15 protein-coding genes are annotated in these 16753 nt (G+C 63.0%); 6 read left to right on the plus strand and 9 right to left on the minus strand.

Annotation, left to right across the window (positions count from 1 at the left end; genetic code table 11):
• Positions 1–19: 19 nt before the first annotated feature.
• The 4 genes from lgt to IT444_11290 all read right to left on the minus strand — a co-directional run bounded on the left by lgt (position 20) and on the right by IT444_11290 (position 3270).
• Positions 20–1063 (minus strand): prolipoprotein diacylglyceryl transferase, encoded by a 1044-nt coding sequence (gene lgt, locus IT444_11275; protein ID MCC7193352.1) that lies wholly within the window; start codon positions 1061–1063, stop codon positions 20–22.
• A gap of 95 nt (positions 1064–1158) precedes the next feature.
• On the minus strand, positions 1159–1560 hold the full coding sequence (locus IT444_11280) for a YlbF family regulator (protein MCC7193353.1): 402 nt from the start codon (positions 1558–1560) through the stop codon (positions 1159–1161).
• Positions 1561–1653: 93 nt separating this feature from the next.
• Positions 1654–2700 (minus strand): hypothetical protein, encoded by a 1047-nt coding sequence (locus IT444_11285; protein MCC7193354.1) that lies wholly within the window; start codon positions 2698–2700, stop codon positions 1654–1656.
• A gap of 108 nt (positions 2701–2808) precedes the next feature.
• Complete coding sequence (locus IT444_11290) at positions 2809–3270, minus strand: hypothetical protein (protein MCC7193355.1); 462 nt, start codon at positions 3268–3270, stop codon at positions 2809–2811.
• A 107-nt stretch (positions 3271–3377) separates the two neighbouring features.
• Between IT444_11290 and IT444_11295 the strand changes: the two genes are divergently transcribed.
• Entirely contained in the window at positions 3378–5003 is a 1626-nt protein-coding gene (locus tag IT444_11295; GenBank protein ID MCC7193356.1) for a leucyl aminopeptidase, read from the plus strand.
• A gap of 44 nt (positions 5004–5047) precedes the next feature.
• Here IT444_11295 and IT444_11300 read toward each other — a convergent pair whose 3' ends face one another.
• Together IT444_11300 and IT444_11305 are read right to left on the minus strand one after the other, a co-directional pair.
• Entirely contained in the window at positions 5048–7477 is a 2430-nt protein-coding gene (locus IT444_11300) for a VacB/RNase II family 3'-5' exoribonuclease (GenBank protein MCC7193357.1), read from the minus strand.
• A 71-nt stretch (positions 7478–7548) separates the two neighbouring features.
• Positions 7549–9270: a sigma 54-interacting transcriptional regulator gene (locus IT444_11305; GenBank protein ID MCC7193358.1), complete on the minus strand. Its 1722-nt coding sequence runs from the start codon at positions 9268–9270 to the stop codon at positions 7549–7551.
• Between the two features lie 480 nt (positions 9271–9750).
• Here IT444_11305 and IT444_11310 point away from each other — a divergent pair, with 480 nt between their 5' ends.
• The 3 genes from IT444_11310 to IT444_11320 all read left to right on the plus strand — a co-directional run bounded on the left by IT444_11310 (position 9751) and on the right by IT444_11320 (position 12031).
• Positions 9751–11235 (plus strand): phage portal protein, encoded by a 1485-nt coding sequence (locus IT444_11310; protein MCC7193359.1) that lies wholly within the window; start codon positions 9751–9753, stop codon positions 11233–11235.
• Between the two features lie 84 nt (positions 11236–11319).
• The gene (locus IT444_11315) at positions 11320–11736 is read left to right on the plus strand and encodes a hypothetical protein (GenBank protein ID MCC7193360.1); all 417 of its coding nucleotides are present in this window, start codon (positions 11320–11322) and stop codon (positions 11734–11736) included.
• Positions 11737–11827: 91 nt separating this feature from the next.
• Positions 11828–12031: a hypothetical protein gene (locus IT444_11320; protein MCC7193361.1), complete on the plus strand. Its 204-nt coding sequence runs from the start codon at positions 11828–11830 to the stop codon at positions 12029–12031.
• Here IT444_11320 and IT444_11325 read toward each other — a convergent pair.
• Entirely contained in the window at positions 11980–13743 is a 1764-nt protein-coding gene (locus IT444_11325) for a recombinase family protein (protein ID MCC7193362.1), read from the minus strand. The two genes, IT444_11320 and IT444_11325, sit on opposite strands and share 52 nt — an antisense overlap.
• Before the next feature lie 189 nt (positions 13744–13932).
• On the opposite strand from IT444_11325, the gene IT444_11330 reads away from it, so the two are divergent.
• On the plus strand, positions 13933–14265 hold the full coding sequence (locus tag IT444_11330) for a winged helix-turn-helix domain-containing protein (protein MCC7193363.1): 333 nt from the start codon (positions 13933–13935) through the stop codon (positions 14263–14265).
• Here the strand turns inward: IT444_11330 and IT444_11335 are convergent.
• Positions 14255–14527: a hypothetical protein gene (locus IT444_11335; GenBank protein ID MCC7193364.1), complete on the minus strand. Its 273-nt coding sequence runs from the start codon at positions 14525–14527 to the stop codon at positions 14255–14257. The two genes, IT444_11330 and IT444_11335, sit on opposite strands and share 11 nt — an antisense overlap.
• 70 nt (positions 14528–14597) lie before the next feature.
• On the opposite strand from IT444_11335, the gene IT444_11340 reads away from it, so the two are divergent.
• Positions 14598–14984, plus strand: coding sequence for a hypothetical protein (locus IT444_11340; GenBank protein MCC7193365.1), 387 nt, complete (start codon positions 14598–14600; stop codon positions 14982–14984).
• A gap of 125 nt (positions 14985–15109) precedes the next feature.
• Here IT444_11340 and IT444_11345 read toward each other — a convergent pair whose 3' ends face one another.
• Complete coding sequence (locus IT444_11345) at positions 15110–16753, minus strand: AAA family ATPase (protein MCC7193366.1); 1644 nt, start codon at positions 16751–16753, stop codon at positions 15110–15112.

Below are 16753 nucleotides of genomic sequence, written 5' to 3' on the forward strand. Positions count from 1 at the left end.
CCGCGGCGTGCCTAGTCGGTCAATGTTCAAGACGTTGACGGCGCCACGACCCCATTTTTTCCGTCTTTCGTGAGCCGAAGAACGCCACGATCACGACGCCCGCCAGCAGGAGCAGGACGCTCAGCAGTTGGCCGCGGGTGACACCCCAGGTCTGGAATTCCTGATTGATGATCTGTGCATCGGGCGTGCGGAACTGCTCACCGATGATGCGCACGATGCCGTAGCTGATCGCAAACCATCCGCCGATCACCAGAGGCCGACGCGGCTTGCGCCACAGAAACACCAGCACCGCAAACACGACCAGCCCTTCGAGCACCGCTTCGTAAAGCTGCGACGGATGGCGTGCGGTGAGCACCGGCTCGATGATCCGCGCGACCTGCTGGTTGCCTTCCTGAATCGCGCTGATGACCGCATCGATCTGCTGTCCGCTCGAACGCCAGCCGTGGATCGGTTTAGGCAGCAGGTCCACCGCGCGCTGGAGGTGCTCGCCCATCGCGTCGGTCCAGGGGATCGCCGGCGTGCCCCACTCGTTCATTTCCTGCGGAAACTTCACCGCCAGCGGAAACGCCGGATCGCACAGACGACCGAACAACTCGCCGTTGATGAAGTTGGCGATGCGGCCGAAGAAAAGTCCCAGCGGCGCGCCGAAGGCGAAAAGGTCGAGGAGGAACGGCACGGGTTGCTTGTGACGCCATCCGAAATAAAAGCAGGCGACGATTCCGCCGATCATTCCGCCGTGGCTGGCCATGCCGCCCTGATTGAGCTTGAACACGCCCCAGTAAGGGAACGTGTCATCGAACTGCGTGAACAGCGACGGGCCGTAAAACACGCAATATCCCAGCCGCCCGCCGAGGACGACGCCCAGCGCCAAGGTGACGATCAGGTCGCCGACCTGCTCCGGTTTGAGCGTGGAGATGCCGACCTTCGTGACGCGGCGGATCACGGCGTACGCAATGGCGAAACCCAGAATGTAGGAGAGTCCGTACCAGCGGATCGGGCCGTCGCGCCAGAGCATGACGGCATACGGATCGATGTTGTGCAGCCACGCCGCGAGCAGGAGCATGGCGGGATTGTATGTCCTGACGGCCTGCGCACAGCGACCTTAGCTGAAAACTTTTTCAGCCGTCATTCCCGGACCGCCAAAGACGGGCCGCCGCGTCAATTGAGTTTTCGACCGATGTCAGGATTGACCAGCGGCGAGCCGACGACCGGTTCGGGTGCCGCCGCTGCGCCGCCGGGTGTCAGCGCTTCATCAACGCGGCGCATCAGGTCGAGGTAATCCATCTGCACGATCTGGAAATCGCGGAGCGTGGGATTGCGGATCACGCCGGTCTGAAGCTTTTCGAGCTGCTGCTTGTCGGCGACTTCGATGGGCTGGCCGGCCTGCTCTTTTTCGCCGAGCTTCTGGAGGTGGCGGTTGTAATCGTTGAGGACGCGCTGGGCCTCGACATCGGATTGGAGTTTGCGGATAGTTTCCTCAAACTTTTTGGCAGCGGGATGCTGCGCGATGAGTTTGCCCAGTTCGCGTGCGGACGCCAGGATTTCTTCGGTGGTTGCCATAGACATCATCGTAGGGAACAAAACCAGCACGGGCCACGGCTGACGAGATCAACCGGAGGGCGGACGCTCTGCCGCCGATTGCGCGACGTGCGGCTACTTGTTGTCGGCGACGCGCAGCTCTTCGGGCTTGAACGAGAAAGGCGCCGCCCTGAGGATCGTCCGCCAGTCCTCGGTGCGGAGATTGATTTCGGCGATGCGCCGCAGCGAGATCTGCTCTTTGATGTCGGCGGGCAGACGCACCGACGGAGCCAGCTCCGCAGCGGCGTAGCGGAGCGAGTAGTCCGCGCTTTCGATCATCGTCCAGCACTCGCCTTGACGTTCCGCCGAGAGCTTGCCTGCCGCCAGTCCTCCGCCTGAGAGCACGAGATAGCGGAACGAGGTGAGCGACATCGAGCGCAGCGTCGCGTCATCGACCGAGGCTTTATTGGCGGCACGCTTGGAGACGATGCGGCGGTGCAGCTCACGCAACGCTTCGATCTCCGGTCGCAGCGGCAGCTCCGGGTCTCTCAGGTGCATGGCCACCCGCAGATTCAACGCATCGAAAAGATTTTTGGCGGCATCGGCGATGGTGAGCTTGGCCACGGCCGTCAGGATCTGGCGGATGACTTCCGGAGAAGTCTCCTTGGTCAGGACTTTATTGAGGTCGGTCAGGAGTTCCTTCTGCTGCAACTCGTTGAGCGAGACGTTGCCGTTGGCGTCGGGCGTCAGCGCGATGTTGATCGCCCGTGCTGCACCGTAGCGCACCGCGGCGTTTTCATCGCTGGTCAGCGACTTGCGCGCCACGACGACGACACCCGGATCCTTGATCGAGCGGGCGATGACCATGGCGTTGATCCGCGCGATCGGACGATCCGACGCCAGCGGGATCGACAGGTGACGCACGACGGACGCGGCATAGGCGGCATTGAAAATGTCCGTACCGCCGACCTGCAACGGTTCGAGCAGCTTGGCGCGGGCTTCGACGACCCGGTCGTCTTCCTCAGCGGCGAGCTGACCCATCCACATGCTGACCTCGGTGTCCACCACGTTCTGCTGCTGCGAGGAGAGCGCCGAAGTGGCTTTGATGATCTCGGTGGGAATTGCAGCGTGGGTCGGCCGCGACGCGAACATGGCAAGGAAACCCAGCGTCAGCGCGGCCATGAGCGTGATGCGTCGCCGAAACCTCATGAATCGTCTCCGGATGCAATACCAGTGGGCCGCTAAGGATAGACGAAAACAACTCATTCCGCGACTGTCCCACCCGCGCGGTCAGCGGCTGATCGCCGCCGATGCGGGATTCAGCAGCATCAGGGCGATTGCCGCGACGTAGAACACCAGGCCGGCGAGCATCAGCACGATGGCGAAACGGTAAAAGCGAGTCTTGCGGTCACGGTAGCCGAGGGCGTGGCCGAGCCAGTCGCGCGTTGATTTTCCCGGATGCTGCGTCAGCCACCACAGATGAAGCACGCCGACGACCACCAGCGCAGCCGCCGTCAACACCAGCACGACACCCAGGACGATGAGCCATTGCGCGGGTCGGCTCGTGCCTGCGATGAGGCGACCGGAAAACCCGGTCGTCGTCACGACGATTCCACAAAGGCCCAGCAGCACCTGCGCGCGGTTGTGCAGCACGGTGAATTGCCGCTCAAGCATGGTCATGATCGCGGCGCGGTTTCCGTCGAACATTTCCAGTATGTGGTCGGTTTCCTGATCGCGGTTCAGTGGGGGCATGACAACAGCATAGATTGTCCACCGGGATTAGGACTTTGTTCGGGATCACTACCCACCCTGCGGCGCATCCTTTATCCTGAACACAAATCAGGCCCCAGGAGCCTCGCATGTATCGTCGTATCGCGCACGCACCATCTCGGCCAGGTAACGCCTTCGCCATTGCACTGTTTGAAAAACCTGCCGCACTGCCGACCGGCTATGTTGCGCTGGATCGCAAAAGCGGCGGCGTGATCAGTGCTGCGATCAAACGCGCCGAGTTCAGTGCGGCGCGCGGTAACCTCACCACGCTCTACGGTGCTGACGATCCTAATCAGCGCATCTTCGTCCTGGGTCTGGGTGAGAGAGAAAAGTTCAATCCTGAAGTGCTGCGCATCGGTGTGGCGAAACTGGTCCGCGCCGCCTTTGCCGCCAAAATTGAACGACTCGAATTGCAGATTCTTGTCGGACTCGAAGGCAAGCTCGATCCTGATCCCGCCGGTCGCGCCATCGGTGATGCGCTGGCGATCGCCAATTTCGACTTCGATGCCTTCCGCGGCACAGCAGGCAAGAGTAACGACGTCAAGGCGCCGCCCGCCAAGCCGCTCGAACTGATGGTCAGCACGGAACGAACCGCCGCCGACGGTCTGGAGCGCGGTCTGCGCATCGGTGAATCGGTCAACCTCGCCCGCACGCTGGCCGCCACGCCGCCGAATGTCGCCCATCCGCAGTACATCGTGAACTTTGCAAAGGAGATGGCGCGGGAGGTCGGCCTGCAATGCACGATCATTGATGCCGAGAAAGCCAAGTCGCTGAAGATGGGCGGTCTGCTGGCGGTCGGTGCCGCCGGCTCGCGTCCGCCGGCGATGATCGTCCTGGAATGGAAGGGACAGGGATCAAAGTCCAAGGCTCAGTCGGACAAAAACCGCGGCCGCGAAACCGCGCACGGCAACAAGCCCGCGGCGATGGGGCCTCTCCTGCTGGTCGGCAAGGCCATCACCTTTGACACCGGCGGCGTGTCCATCAAGCCGGCGGAAAACATGGACAAAATGAAGTACGACAAGTGCGGGGGCATGGCGGTGCTGGGCGCCATGCACGCGATCGCGCGGCTGAAGATTCCTCAGCCGGTCGTCGGCATCGTCCCCGTCGCCGAAAACATGCTCGGTGAAAATGCCTACCGTCCGGGCGACATCCTCACGCATCACAACGGCGTGACCAGTGAAATCCTCAACACCGACGCCGAGGGCAGGCTCATCCTCGCCGACGCTCTGGCGTACGGCACGAAGACCTACCAGCCGCGCGCGGTGATCGATCTGGCGACGCTCACCGGAGCCTGCGTCGTCGCGCTGGGGACGGTTTGCGCCGGTGCGTTCTGCGGCAATCAGGCTTTCCGCAGCCACCTCTTTGACGCGGCGGAATACACCGGCGAGCGACTCTGGCACATGCCGCTCTGGGACGAGCATCGGCAACAGATCAAGGGAACACACGGCGACATCCTCAACGCAGGCGGCCGCGAAGCCGGCGCGTGTACCGCAGCAGCGTTCCTTTCGTTCTTCATCGAACCCGACGGACCACGGAAACTCCCCGACCTGCCCTGGTGCCATCTCGACATCGCCGGTGTCGCCGATGTCAAAGCGGACAGCAGCCTGTTTCTCAAAGGTCCGACCGGCTTCGGTGTGCGCCTGCTCGTGCGGGCGATCGAGACACTCGACATGCTCCAGCCGCGACGCGGCACCTTGCCGACCGTCGGCGCGTAACCTGCTGATCCGTCGGCGGTGAATAAGCTGCGCGACGAGTCACGTCAGCGCCGTCCGTGATGACGGCCGCGTTTTTTTCTCATCTTGAACCGCTGCGCCTGCTGGTGCGATTTCTTCGCGCCCGGCGGCTGCGTGCGTCTGGGCTTGCCGGCCTGTTGCGTCTTGGTTTTTCGAGCCGGATCGCTGATGACGACCAGATCCATCTGGCGGCTCTGAGGATTGACGCGCGCGATGCGGACGACGAAGCGGTCGCCGATGGTGATGGACTTTCCGCTGCGTTGTGCGACCAGTGCGCCGGTGTTACGGTTCATGCGCCAGCGGTCGTCAGGCAGGCCGGGCAGGTCGTCGAGTTTGACGAATCCTTCGACGAGATAGTGATCGATCTGCACAAAGACGCCGCCTGCGGTCACGCCGGAAACCGTGCCCTGATAATCCTCACCAAGCTGCTGGCTGAGCAAGTCGAGCACGAGATAGGTTCGCAGCGCGTCTTCGGCGGCCTCGGCGTTGCGCTCGGTGGCGGAGCAGTGGCGTCCAAGCTCGGTGAGCGCTTTTTCATCCGGGCAGCGCGGGTCGTTGCGCATCAGGTCGCCGATCTTCGCTTCCGAAACCTGCCGCGACTTCTGCCGTGATCGCTCGGCGGAGCGTGACGCCGCCGACCGCGACGCCTCGAAATAGGCGTCCAATCCTCGATGCACGACGAGGTCGGGGTAGCGGCGGATCGGGCTGGTGAAGTGCGTGTAGTGCCGGCTCGCCAGCGCGAAGTGTCCGATCGGCAGCGGCGAGTATTCCGCCTTGGAGAGCGTCTTGAGCACCGCCAGGTGGACGGCGTGCTGCGCGGGCTTGCCGCGAACCGCGTTGAGCAACTGCTGAAGTTCCTTGCGGCTGGGGCGGTTGGGAATGTTGTATCCCGCCACCCGCGCAAACTGCCGCAGCTCCGTGATGTCGTGCGCATCAGGATCAGGATGGATGCGGCGGATCATCGGCACGCGCAGCGAATCGAACAGCCGCGCGACGGCTTCGTTCGCTTCGACCATGAACATCTCGATGAGCTTGTGCGTGTAAGCGTCATCGGTGGGCTTGGCATCGACGACGCGGCCTGAGTCATCAAAGACCAGCTCCACCTCGGGCAGTCCGAGCACGATCATGCCTTCACGGTCGCGCCGCTGCTGGATCACATGGGCCAGCTCGTTCATCAGCTTGAGCGTGTCGATGAGCTGGGAGGAATACTTCGGCTCGGTGCGCGCGTGACGACGAGCCTCGCGAATGTCGCCGTCGATCAATGCCTGCGCTTCGAGATAGGTCAATCGCTTGGCGGAACGGATGACGGTGTTGGCAAAGCGTGCGCCGACGACCTGACCGAGGCGGTCGTAACGGACAATCGCGCTTTTGCAGAAACGGTGGACGCCCTCCTGGAGCGAGCAGACGCCGTTGGAGAGCAGTTCGGGGAGCATGGGCACGACCTTGCGCGGCAGGTAGGCGGAGTTTCCGCGCTGCCTCGCCTCGGTATCGAGCGCGCTGTCGAGCTTGACGAAGTGTGAAACGTCGGCGATGTGGATCGCCAGCTCCCACGCTGCCGAGCCGGTCTCCGCGCCGCGCTCGAAGGCGTGCCCCCGGCGGGATGGTTCATCGCCGCCGTCGAGCCGGCGGATACTGATCGCGTCGTCAAAGTCCTTCGCATCAGGCGGGTCGATCGTGCAGACAAACTCCTGCGTGAAATTCTCGCGCTCCGGCGGCACGATGCCGTCGTGAAATCCCTGCGCCGCGGCGCGCGCATCCTGGAGAACCTGAGGCGGAAACGCCTCGTGCAGACCGTAGGCGTGCATCACTGCCAGCGTCTCGACTTCCGGCTCGCCCTGCTCGCCGAGCACCTGGGTGATGACTCCTTCCGCCGGCGCGGTTTCTGTCGGGTATTCGAGCAACTCGACAACGACCTTGTCGCCGATCTTGGCGTTGTGGGAATGAGGATCGCGGACGATCACCGGCTGGCTGAAGACGCGGCCGTCGATCTCGACGACGTAGCCGGAGCCGCGTTTGGCGAGATTGCCGACATAGCGTTTCTCGGCACGCTGGATGATGTCCACGACCTGACCCAGATAAGGCGACTTGCCCGCGCCGCGATTTCCCGCGTGGATCACCCGCGCGCGCACGCGGTCGCCGGTCATCGCTCCGTTGGTGTTGCCCTGAGGCACGAACAGGTCGCCGTGCTCGGTCGGCGAGTCGGGCACGATGAAACCGAAGCCCCGCTCGTTGAGACGAAACCCGCCGGTCATCTCGCGTCCCGGCGGAGGCAGCACGACCGCGTTGCTCGTGCTCAGAACCACCTGACCGTTTTCGATGAGATGCTCGACGCTGCGGCGAAACTCATCGCGCTCCGGGGCGTCGATGGACAGATCGGCTGCCAGCTCCGCCAACTGCCGCGGACGGTAACGCTGATCGGACAGATGATCGAGGATGCGTCGGGTGAACCGATCCATGCGGTAAATCCAGTGAAAGCCTTCGGTGACGGCATCGCGGCGACGCGCAGCGCAGCCTGATGACGGTTGCTTCAATCCGCTGTTTCGATTCCGAAATCGCGGACCTTTTTATTGAGCGTGTTGCGATTGATCCCCAGGTAGTCGGCAGTTCGCGTCTTGACACCTGCGTGCCGGTCGAGGCTCTCGCGGATGAGCTGCCTCTCCACTTCACCGATGACCACTTCGTAGATCGTTCCCGGCGTGCCTTCGCGCATCTCGTGCTCCTTGATCGCGTGGGACGCCAGCTTGGACGCCAGACCTTCGAGCGAATCTTCCACGGAATCGCCGCGACCCTGATGAGCAAAGAGGCGGATCTGCAAGGGCAGCAGATCTTCGGTGAACTCCTCGCCCTGACTGAGCACGACGGCGCGTTCCACCGCGTTTTCCAGCTCGCGCACGTTACCCGGCCAGGGATAGCGCAGCAGCGTGCTGAGGACTCCGCCGCTGATTTTCCGCAGGTTTCGCCCGTTTTCCTTGTTGTAGCGGTCCAGAAAATAGTCGATGAGCCGCGGAATGTCCTCGCGCCGGCTGCGCAGGGCGGGCAGGTTGATCGTCACGACATTGAGCCGGTAATACAGGTCCTCGCGGAAGCGGCCTTCCTTGACCTCTTTTTCGAGATCGAGATTGGTCGCAGCGATGACGCGGACATCGACCTTGATGGAACGATGATCGCCCACGCGCTCAAACTCGCGCTCCTGGAGCACGCGGAGCAGCTTGACCTGGAGCTGCGTTTCGAGCGTGCCGACCTCATCGAGGAAGAGCGTCCCGCCGTCGGCTGCTTCGAACCGGCCGAGCTTGTCCTTCATCGCGCCGGTGAAGGCGCCTTTGACGTGGCCGAAGAGTTCGGACTCCAGCAGCGAGGTCGCCAGCGCGCCGCAGTTGACGCGGATGAGCGGCTTATCCTTGCGCGGGCTGTTGTAGTGAATGGCCTTGGCGATCAGCTCCTTGCCGCAGCCGGTCTCACCCAGCAGCAGCACGGTCGCGCGGCTGGCGGCGACCTGGCCGATCGTCGCCAGCACGTCGAGCATGGCCGGACTCGATCCGATGATGTTGTCGAACTGGTAGCGCGTGCGCAGGTTGTCGCGCAGTTGCTGGTTTTCCTCCAGCCAATGCGACTTCTCCACCTGCACCAGATGATGAATGCGGATCGTCTGACCGATCGAGCCGGCGATGATCGTCAGCAGCCGCGCGTCGGCGTAGAGCGTCGGCTCATCGACGAACGGCTCATCAATGCTGATCGCGCCCACGAAACGGTCGCCATCCTTGATCGGCACGCAGATGAAACTGATCGGCGGCTGGCGCGAGGACAAGGCTGTCGATGACGACCGGGACGAGCCGGCCTGAAGCACCGACCGCGAATCTTTTTTCCCCTCCTCACCCCACCAGCGATCCTCACCCGCCTTGACCCCGCCTTCGGTCATCATCACCCGACTTCCGGTGCGGTTGAGAAAACCCGGTTCAAGGGAAATATCGGGAATGATCTGCGGTTGGCCAGTGAGCATGACCCGTCCGGTAACGCCCTCTCCCGGCGCATAACGCCCGCGGGCTATCTCCTCAGGAGACAACCCAACCGCAGCAACGATGCGCAATTGGTCAGAGGCCTCATCCCATAACACCAGCGAGGCATGTTGCACGCTCAATCGCTCGCTGAGCAGCGTCATTACCCGCTGAAAAACCTGATTTAACTCCAGGCCATCGCCGAGGATTTGGCTGATGCGTTCGAGAATGTCCAATTCCTGTTCAGCTCTGTCCATGAGGTGCCTATTAAATCATCATCGTTTTCGGACGCAAGGTGCGAAACTGGCGTTGGGGATTGAGGCCACCCATGCCGACTGCGATGGCGAGGGGAAAATCCGTGTGGAAAAAGCCGCCACAGATCACAGGATCAGACCGAACGATCGAATCTTTACGTCTTATTCTATAAAGTGTTACACTTGATTGCGGGACGCGAAGGCTCATCAGATCGCCTGATGGCGACGACTAGCCTGGAGCATCAACTCCGCCCTTGCGTCACCATAACCGCCACCCATTCACATCTTTACGACATGCCGCCCGCACAGTACCGAACACAACGCGAACATTCTGTCGCCTGAGTAAAAAATTGTTGGCGTTTTGGGTGCAGTCGGCAGCAGGGTTTACCGCCAGTCGGCCATTTTCTACGCCATCTCCGCGCGCACAAACGCGCTTTTGCGGCCCAGGGTGTCAGCTTCATTCACCCGACACCGGGGGCACTCATGACCGTTCTTTCATCTCAACTGCTCGACGTGCTGTTAACGGAGCACAAGACCGTCACGCTGCCGCGGCTGGAGCGGCTGTGGGATTACTACCGCAATCCGATGCACACGCTCTCCGAGGCGGAGATTCGCGGTCGGTGGTACTCGCTGGGTCAGGAGCAGGGATTGCCGCGACGTTTTCAGAACAGCGAGCGGCCAAGTGACCAGTCGCCTCGTGAAGTGGTGATCGAGAACGACATCGCCTGGCGCATTCACGCGCTGGTGGATTTCATGTTCGGCAAAGGGGTGACGATTCAGAGCACCGCGGCTGACGCCACCCGCGCGACGATCATCGAGCGATTCCTGCGCGATGTGTTCGACCGGGCAGGCGGGGCACAATTTTTTCAGGACCTGGCCTTGCTCGGCGCGGTGTACGGCTACACGGATGTGCTGGTGCGCGTCAGCCCGACGGGTGATGCGAGCCGGGCGGCTGAGGCATTCTCACTCGATCTGGTGGAAGCGCCGCGGGCTGTTCCGCTGCTGCGTTGTGATGATTACCGACAGCTCGACGCCTATGTCGTCCACTACCGCCGCCTGACTCACGAGGTCGAATCGGGCGGCTTGTTCACGCGGCTGCGCAGGCGGATGGTCGGCTGCGAGCCGGCTCGTCGCGCCAGCGTCACCAGCACCGAGGTTTGGACGGCCCGACAGGTCGAGCGGTTTGAGGACGACGACTCGGGCAAGCGGCGACTCATCGAACGATCCGTCAACGCGCTGGGCCGCATTCCCGTCGTCCACATTCAGAATCTGCCTCAGCCGTTCTTTTACGACGGGCTGAGCGAGGTCGAGCCGCTCATCCCGTTGCAGGATGAGCTGAACATCCGGCTGTCCGACCGCGCCAACCGCGTGACTTTTCAGAGCTTCAAGATGTACCTGGGCAAAGGCATCGAAGGTTTCAATGATAAGCCCGTCGGTCCCGGCCAGATGTGGTCCACCGAAAACGAACGGGCGACGATCGAGGAGTTCGGCGGAGATGCCAACAGCCCCAGCGAGGAATCGCACATCGCGCAGATCCGTGAGGCGATGGACAAGACCAGTGCCGTCACCGCGCTGGCGGCAGGTCTGATCCAGAACCGTCTGGGCAACCTCACCAGCGAAAACGCGCTGCGCGTCACCATGATGGGCCTGCTGGCGCGGACGGAGAAAAAGCGCGTCACCTACGGCGCGGGAATCCAACGTCTCTGTGAATTGCTCCTGCACGCGGCGGATACGGCAGGCATCCTGCGCAATTCCCCCGACGAACGCGGCATCCGCATCGACTGGCCAAGCCCGCTGCCCGAAGACTCCGGCCAACGCCTCCGCGATGCCAAACTCAAACTCGACATCGGCATCCCGCCACGACAAGTGCTCACCGAACTGGGTTACCACGACCTCAACCCGTCCCCGGAATCTCCCAGACCCTCGGAAGCGTCCGCGGAAACGCCTCGCGCGGAGCACGCCTCGTAAGCGCGCACCGGCCAGCACGTTCGCAAGCTCATCGGTAATCGTCGTCACTGCTGAAGATCAACCCCTGACCCCGTGGAAACAGCCATGCCCAAGAAAAATGAAAACCCGACGCCTGAAACGAAACCCGCTGACGCATTCGATGTTGCGGCTATGTCGGCGGAGTTGAACGCAGCGAAGGAAACGATCCGTCTCCTGGAGCGGCGGCAGAAGATCGACGCGCTGCTGGCGCAGTCCGACACGATTGATCTGCACGCGGCGCGGCTGCTGACGGAGGCGGCGGTGCAGGAGATGGATGAGCCGGACCTGAAGCTGGCGATTGATGATCTGCGTCGGCACAAGCCGTATCTGTTTCGTCAGCGCGAACCGGGACCGGCGGCGATGCCCGCCCGATCGACTCGACCCGTGCCGCAGCGGGCGGCGGACCTGGCGGCTCAACGGGCCATCCAGACCGGCAACCGGCTCGACCTGATGAAATATCTGCGCGCCAGACGCCAGTCGTGATCGCCGCTGCGTTTTCCGTTGCGTCATTTCTTCGTCACTGCGTTTTTGCGCATGCACCCCTCTGACCTTTTTCAACACAAGGAGCCTGCTCATGTCATTTACCGGAAAAGCCACCTACTCCGCCGGCGCGTCCCTGCCGGAGCTTGCCGAAGATGTGTCGGACATCATCGGCATTGTCAGTCCGTTTGAGACGCCGCTGCTCGACGCTTTGGGTGACGCCTCCCGCGCGGCGCAATCGACGGTTCACGAGTGGCTGGAGGATGCGCTCGTTCCCCGTCTGGAAGCAGAGAGCTGAAGAAGGGACCAAGTGTCGGTTGGCAGGAACAAACGGCCCCGCTTGGCCTCGGGGTCGATCTCGATGCGGTCCACGCAGTTGTGGATGACCCGACGCAGCGTTTCAGATGTTGGCTTGCCACGAAGCGCACCGGCGAGGTCATGTAGCGTCGCGGTCGCCCATTCCCTTGCCTGCTCGTCGGTAAACCGGGCTGCTGGCGAAGCGGTGTTCGCCTGCCGAGCATTGAGCGTCTCCCGCCGCCGCTTCATCTCCGTCAGGGCCTGCTTGACCTCCGGAAGATCGTTCAGATCCCCATCAGCGAGCGTGGTGACGAGCGCCTTGATGCGACGGTTGACCGCCGCCAACTCCTTCTCGATTGCAGTGCCGTTGTCTTGTGCTGCGGCTTTTGCGGACAGGGCAGTTATGAACCGCTGGGTGGCAGCAGCCATCGCCTTCTCGTCGGCGGGAATGATGGCGCTAACTCGCTGCATCACGAACTCGTCCAATGCCGCCGCCTGGATGTGCGTTGAACGACAAACGCTGATTCCGCGGGCACGATAGCCGCCATCGGTGTAGTAGCGAATCTCGCCGGCGTCGTTCTTTAGGATCGCGCCGTGGAAGTTGAACCCACAGTGCATGCACTTGATCAGGCCGGAAAGAAGATACCGCTTGGTCGGGCGAGCCAGGCCGCCTTTGTCGCGTCGTCGATCCATCTCACGCTGGGCTTTCTCGAATACCGCATCGGAGACCAGCGGCTCGTGTACGCTTTCGATTACGATCCAACGGTCCTTCGAGTTGCGGGTGCTACCGCCTGCCTTCTTAGGGCATGGCGTCCCGTCGGCTGCCACCGCATGGATCTTCCCAAACGTCCTGCGATTCCAGACCAATGCGCCGCGGTAGACGGGGTTCTGGAGGATCGTCTTGATCGCCATGCGGTTCCATTCGGATCGCATCGGCCCTGCGATGCCGCGTCGGCTTAGCTCGATCACGATGGAGCGGAACCCGAATCCCTTGGCACACATGTCGAAGATCAACCGGACGACCTTGATGTGCTCGGGGTCGCCGGGCACGAGCCGAACAATGTCGGATTTTAGTTTCTTCCCGAGCGGCACGTCGGCGTCGATGAACCGCATGTGCCTGCCTTCGGCATCGAACTCCTGTCGGCGGCCATCGCACAGCGTGCGTATGGTCCGAAGCGGCTTTCCATCAGCCATCTGATACTGCCGGTCGTAGCCATAGGGAGCGCGACCACCCATGGCGCTGTGCCGGATCGTCACCGTCGAGTGCTGACCCCGAATGCTGTCCCGCGACAGCTTCACGCTGTACTGGCGGGCCTGCCAGGACTTCACGCCCTGTAGCAGTTCGCCCTCATCGCCCTGCGGAATGCCCTCGGCACAGAACACACCTTCCACCCCGACCATCTTGAGGCGGTGCAGGTAGTAGCCGGTCTCGTTGGTGCCGCCGCGCGAAAAGCGAGAGATGTCGTAGCAGAGCACCGCATCGAATCCGCCCTTACCCCCCTCGGCGTCGCGGATCATCTGTTCGAATGCATCTCGGCCGCGTGTGCTGGTGCCGCTGATCGCATCGTCGACATACCAGCGCAGGATGCGGTATCCATGCTCCTTGGCCCATCGCTCCACAAAGGCCTTCTGGTCGGGGATCGACCTCTCCTGCATGTCCGTCGATCGGCGGGCGTAACCCACCGCCAGGATTGTTTCTGTTGTTGCGTGCATACACGTCTCCTTTCGCCAGCCAGCCCTACCTCCAGTGCCGGAGAACATCAAGGCATAATCCTCGTAACTCGTTATTCAGTAATGTTTTAGCTTGATCCTCCCGCCCGTTGAGGTAACTGATTGCTGCTCGCATGCCGAGCCGCCCGGGCGCGTGTCCGGGCGAACCGAAACCCGTAGCAGGAGACTGCCATGTCGAAGAAGAGCACCACCCCAAAGGCCGCGAAGACCACCAAGGCGACCAAGCCCGCCAAGGCCGCAAAGGCGAAGCCCGCCACCACCCCGGCGAAGGCCGACAAGCCCATGTCCGGCCTCGACGCCGCCGCCAAGGTGCTGGCCGACGCCAAGGAGCCGATGAACGCCAAGGCGATGGTCGAGACCATGCTGGCCAGCGGCCTGTGGAAGACCGGCGGCAAGACGCCGCAGGCCACGATCTACGCCGCGATCATCAGGGAGATCGCCGCCAAGAGTAAGGACGCCCGGTTCAAGAAGACCGACCGGGGCCTGTTCACCGTCAACGGGTAACATCGGCCCTCCCGGCTTCTGACCCCGGCCCGACGCCGGGGTCTTTCTCGTTGGTCACCACCATCTGCCGCGCCACCGCCTTCAGACGTTCCCATTCCGCCAGCGGCACGAGCACCACGTCCATGTCGCGGTAGCGCCGGATGCCCAGCGGCCTGCCGGTGCGCATAACCTCGCGGCAGGCGAAGCCGAGAATGGCCCGCACGTGGCTGATCTGCATGCCGAAAATGGGCTCGTCGTCGTGCATCGAAAAAAAGAAGTACAACAAGAAAGTCTTTCGCTACTGGTTGGCGTTCCCACGGCCATCACCTCGCCGCAGGCCCGCCGGAGTACCTATGGCCGGTCAGGTTCGGAATTTCCGAACCTGCCGCAGGTGGCGATTTCCCCACCTGCCTTCTGCGCCGTTGGCCCACCCTTGGCGTTGGGGCGGCCCACGTCGCGTCCTCGGGCCTCGCCTTGGCCCGACCTACCACCGCGCCCGTCGTCGCGCCCCGTGGCGGCCCGTTGGCCGGTCAGGTCAAACATTCTTTGACCTGCCGTTCGCCATCGCGCACAAACAAAAACCCCGCGCCCGACCGTTCCCCCGGCCATCGGCCAGGTTGCTGGTGGTGAAGGAACCGGTCCCGCCCGCTGGTCGTTGGCCGCGATTCCAATTCTGCGTTCGGCGATTCCCGTTCCGCCGCGCCTCGGCTGCTGCAAAGGCAGCGATGGTCGGTGGTTAGCGTCATTCCAATTTCCAATTCCAATTTCCATTCCTTCCATTTCCGGCCCTCATTCCAATTTTCATTCCAATTCCAATGTCCCTATAGGGGACATTGGAATTGGAATGGAATTGGAGGGCGTGTTTTCAGGCGCTGCTGATGACGTCGCCATCCACGTTGATCAACCGCTGCTCGTGCAGCTTGGCCAGCACGCTGTACCTGGTGGATTGCCGCATCCCGGCGGCTTCACATGCCTTGTGCCAGTCCGAAACGCTGGCCTGCCCATCGTCACCTTCGCCGACCAGGCGCTTAGCGATCTTCAGCCCCGTCTTCTGCCACTTGCCCGACATCGCGGCCTTCGCCTGCGACATGATCGCGCTGGTATCGGCATCGAGCACCTCGACCGCCGCCGATGTCACCGGGTTCTCGTAATCATCCAGCAGGTCGGGCAATTCCACCGTGACCAGGCGTAATGCCACGGGCGTCGGGGTCTCGGCGTCCTTCATCTTCGTGGCGGTGAGCAGCAGGCCATTCTCGTTCTCCAAGCGATATTCCGCATCGAGCGCCGCCTTCAGCGCGATGGCACCGCGCGCACGACTCTTGTCGCCATGACCAGCGTGATGCACCACCAAGATCGTGCAGTCGTAGCGCTGGCGAATCAGGTCGCATGCCGCCACGAACTTGCTCATGTCCTGGGTGGAGTTCTCGTCGCCGCCGCCGAAGCAGCGGGCCAGCGTGTCCATCACGATGAGCGCGGGCCTGCCCACGGCCGCGATGCCGGTGTCGATGGCGGTGAACAAGGCGACGAGGTCGGTCGGATCAGGGATCGCCACCGATGGGACCTGGTACAACGGAACCCCGGCCAGACTGACGCCGTGGTGCTCGCTCCAAGCCTGGATGCGTCTGCCAAAACCCTGGCGGCCTTCGCCCGCGACGTAGACGACCGGGCCGCCCTTGACGGGGTGCCCGCGCCACGGCGTACCCGTGGCGATCCGGCAGGCCCAGTCGATGGCCAGGAAGGATTTGCCGCAGCCGGGGTCGCCGAAGATCAGCGCGAACGTGTCGCGTTCGAGCATGCCCCGCAACAACCACTGCGGCGGGCGAATCTCAATCTGGTCGGCGCGGGTCAGCCTGATCCGTGGCGGCGGCGGCGGTGGTGACGATGGTGGTGTAACCAGATTCCCCTGCGGCGATGGCGGCATGCGCCACGGCCGAACGGGCGCGGGTGCGAGCATGGGTTCTCCGAGTTCTTCCAACGGCACCACCTCCAACGGTCTCGGCGGCGGCACGATCCTGTTTCGGCGAATCGGCCCGCCGGCCCACAGCTCCACCGCCCGCAGCCAGGGGCACAGCAGCCTGGGGTCGAAGATGTCCAGGTCGGCGGTGTCGCTGTCGTGCCACAACATCGTCACGTAGGCCATCGCGTGATGGCGACCGCGCATGCGGGCCGCGGGCACCTCGTGCCCGGGGCGATAGCCGAGATGATGAGTCTTGGGTCCGGCGTCTCCCGCCCCGTACACCGTGAATCTCTCACGCAGTCGATGGCGCTGCCGACCGGCCTTCTCTTCCTCGGCCAGTGGGTCGCGACGGGGCTTGGCGAGGATCTCCCGCATCGACACCGGCTCGGGGTCCGGCGGCGGCAGCGGGCCGGGCGGGTGCGCCCAGTCACGCACGATGCGGCGGGCTTCCTCGACGAAGGCCTTTCGGTATGCCTGTTCGACGGCGCGGTCCTCGGCGGCATGGTCGGGACCATCCTGATACTCGCGCACGATGTCTGTGGCAGCGACCAT

Source organism: Phycisphaeraceae bacterium (genome assembly GCA_020851465.1).
Lineage (GTDB): Bacteria > Planctomycetota > Phycisphaerae > Phycisphaerales > Phycisphaeraceae > JADZCR01.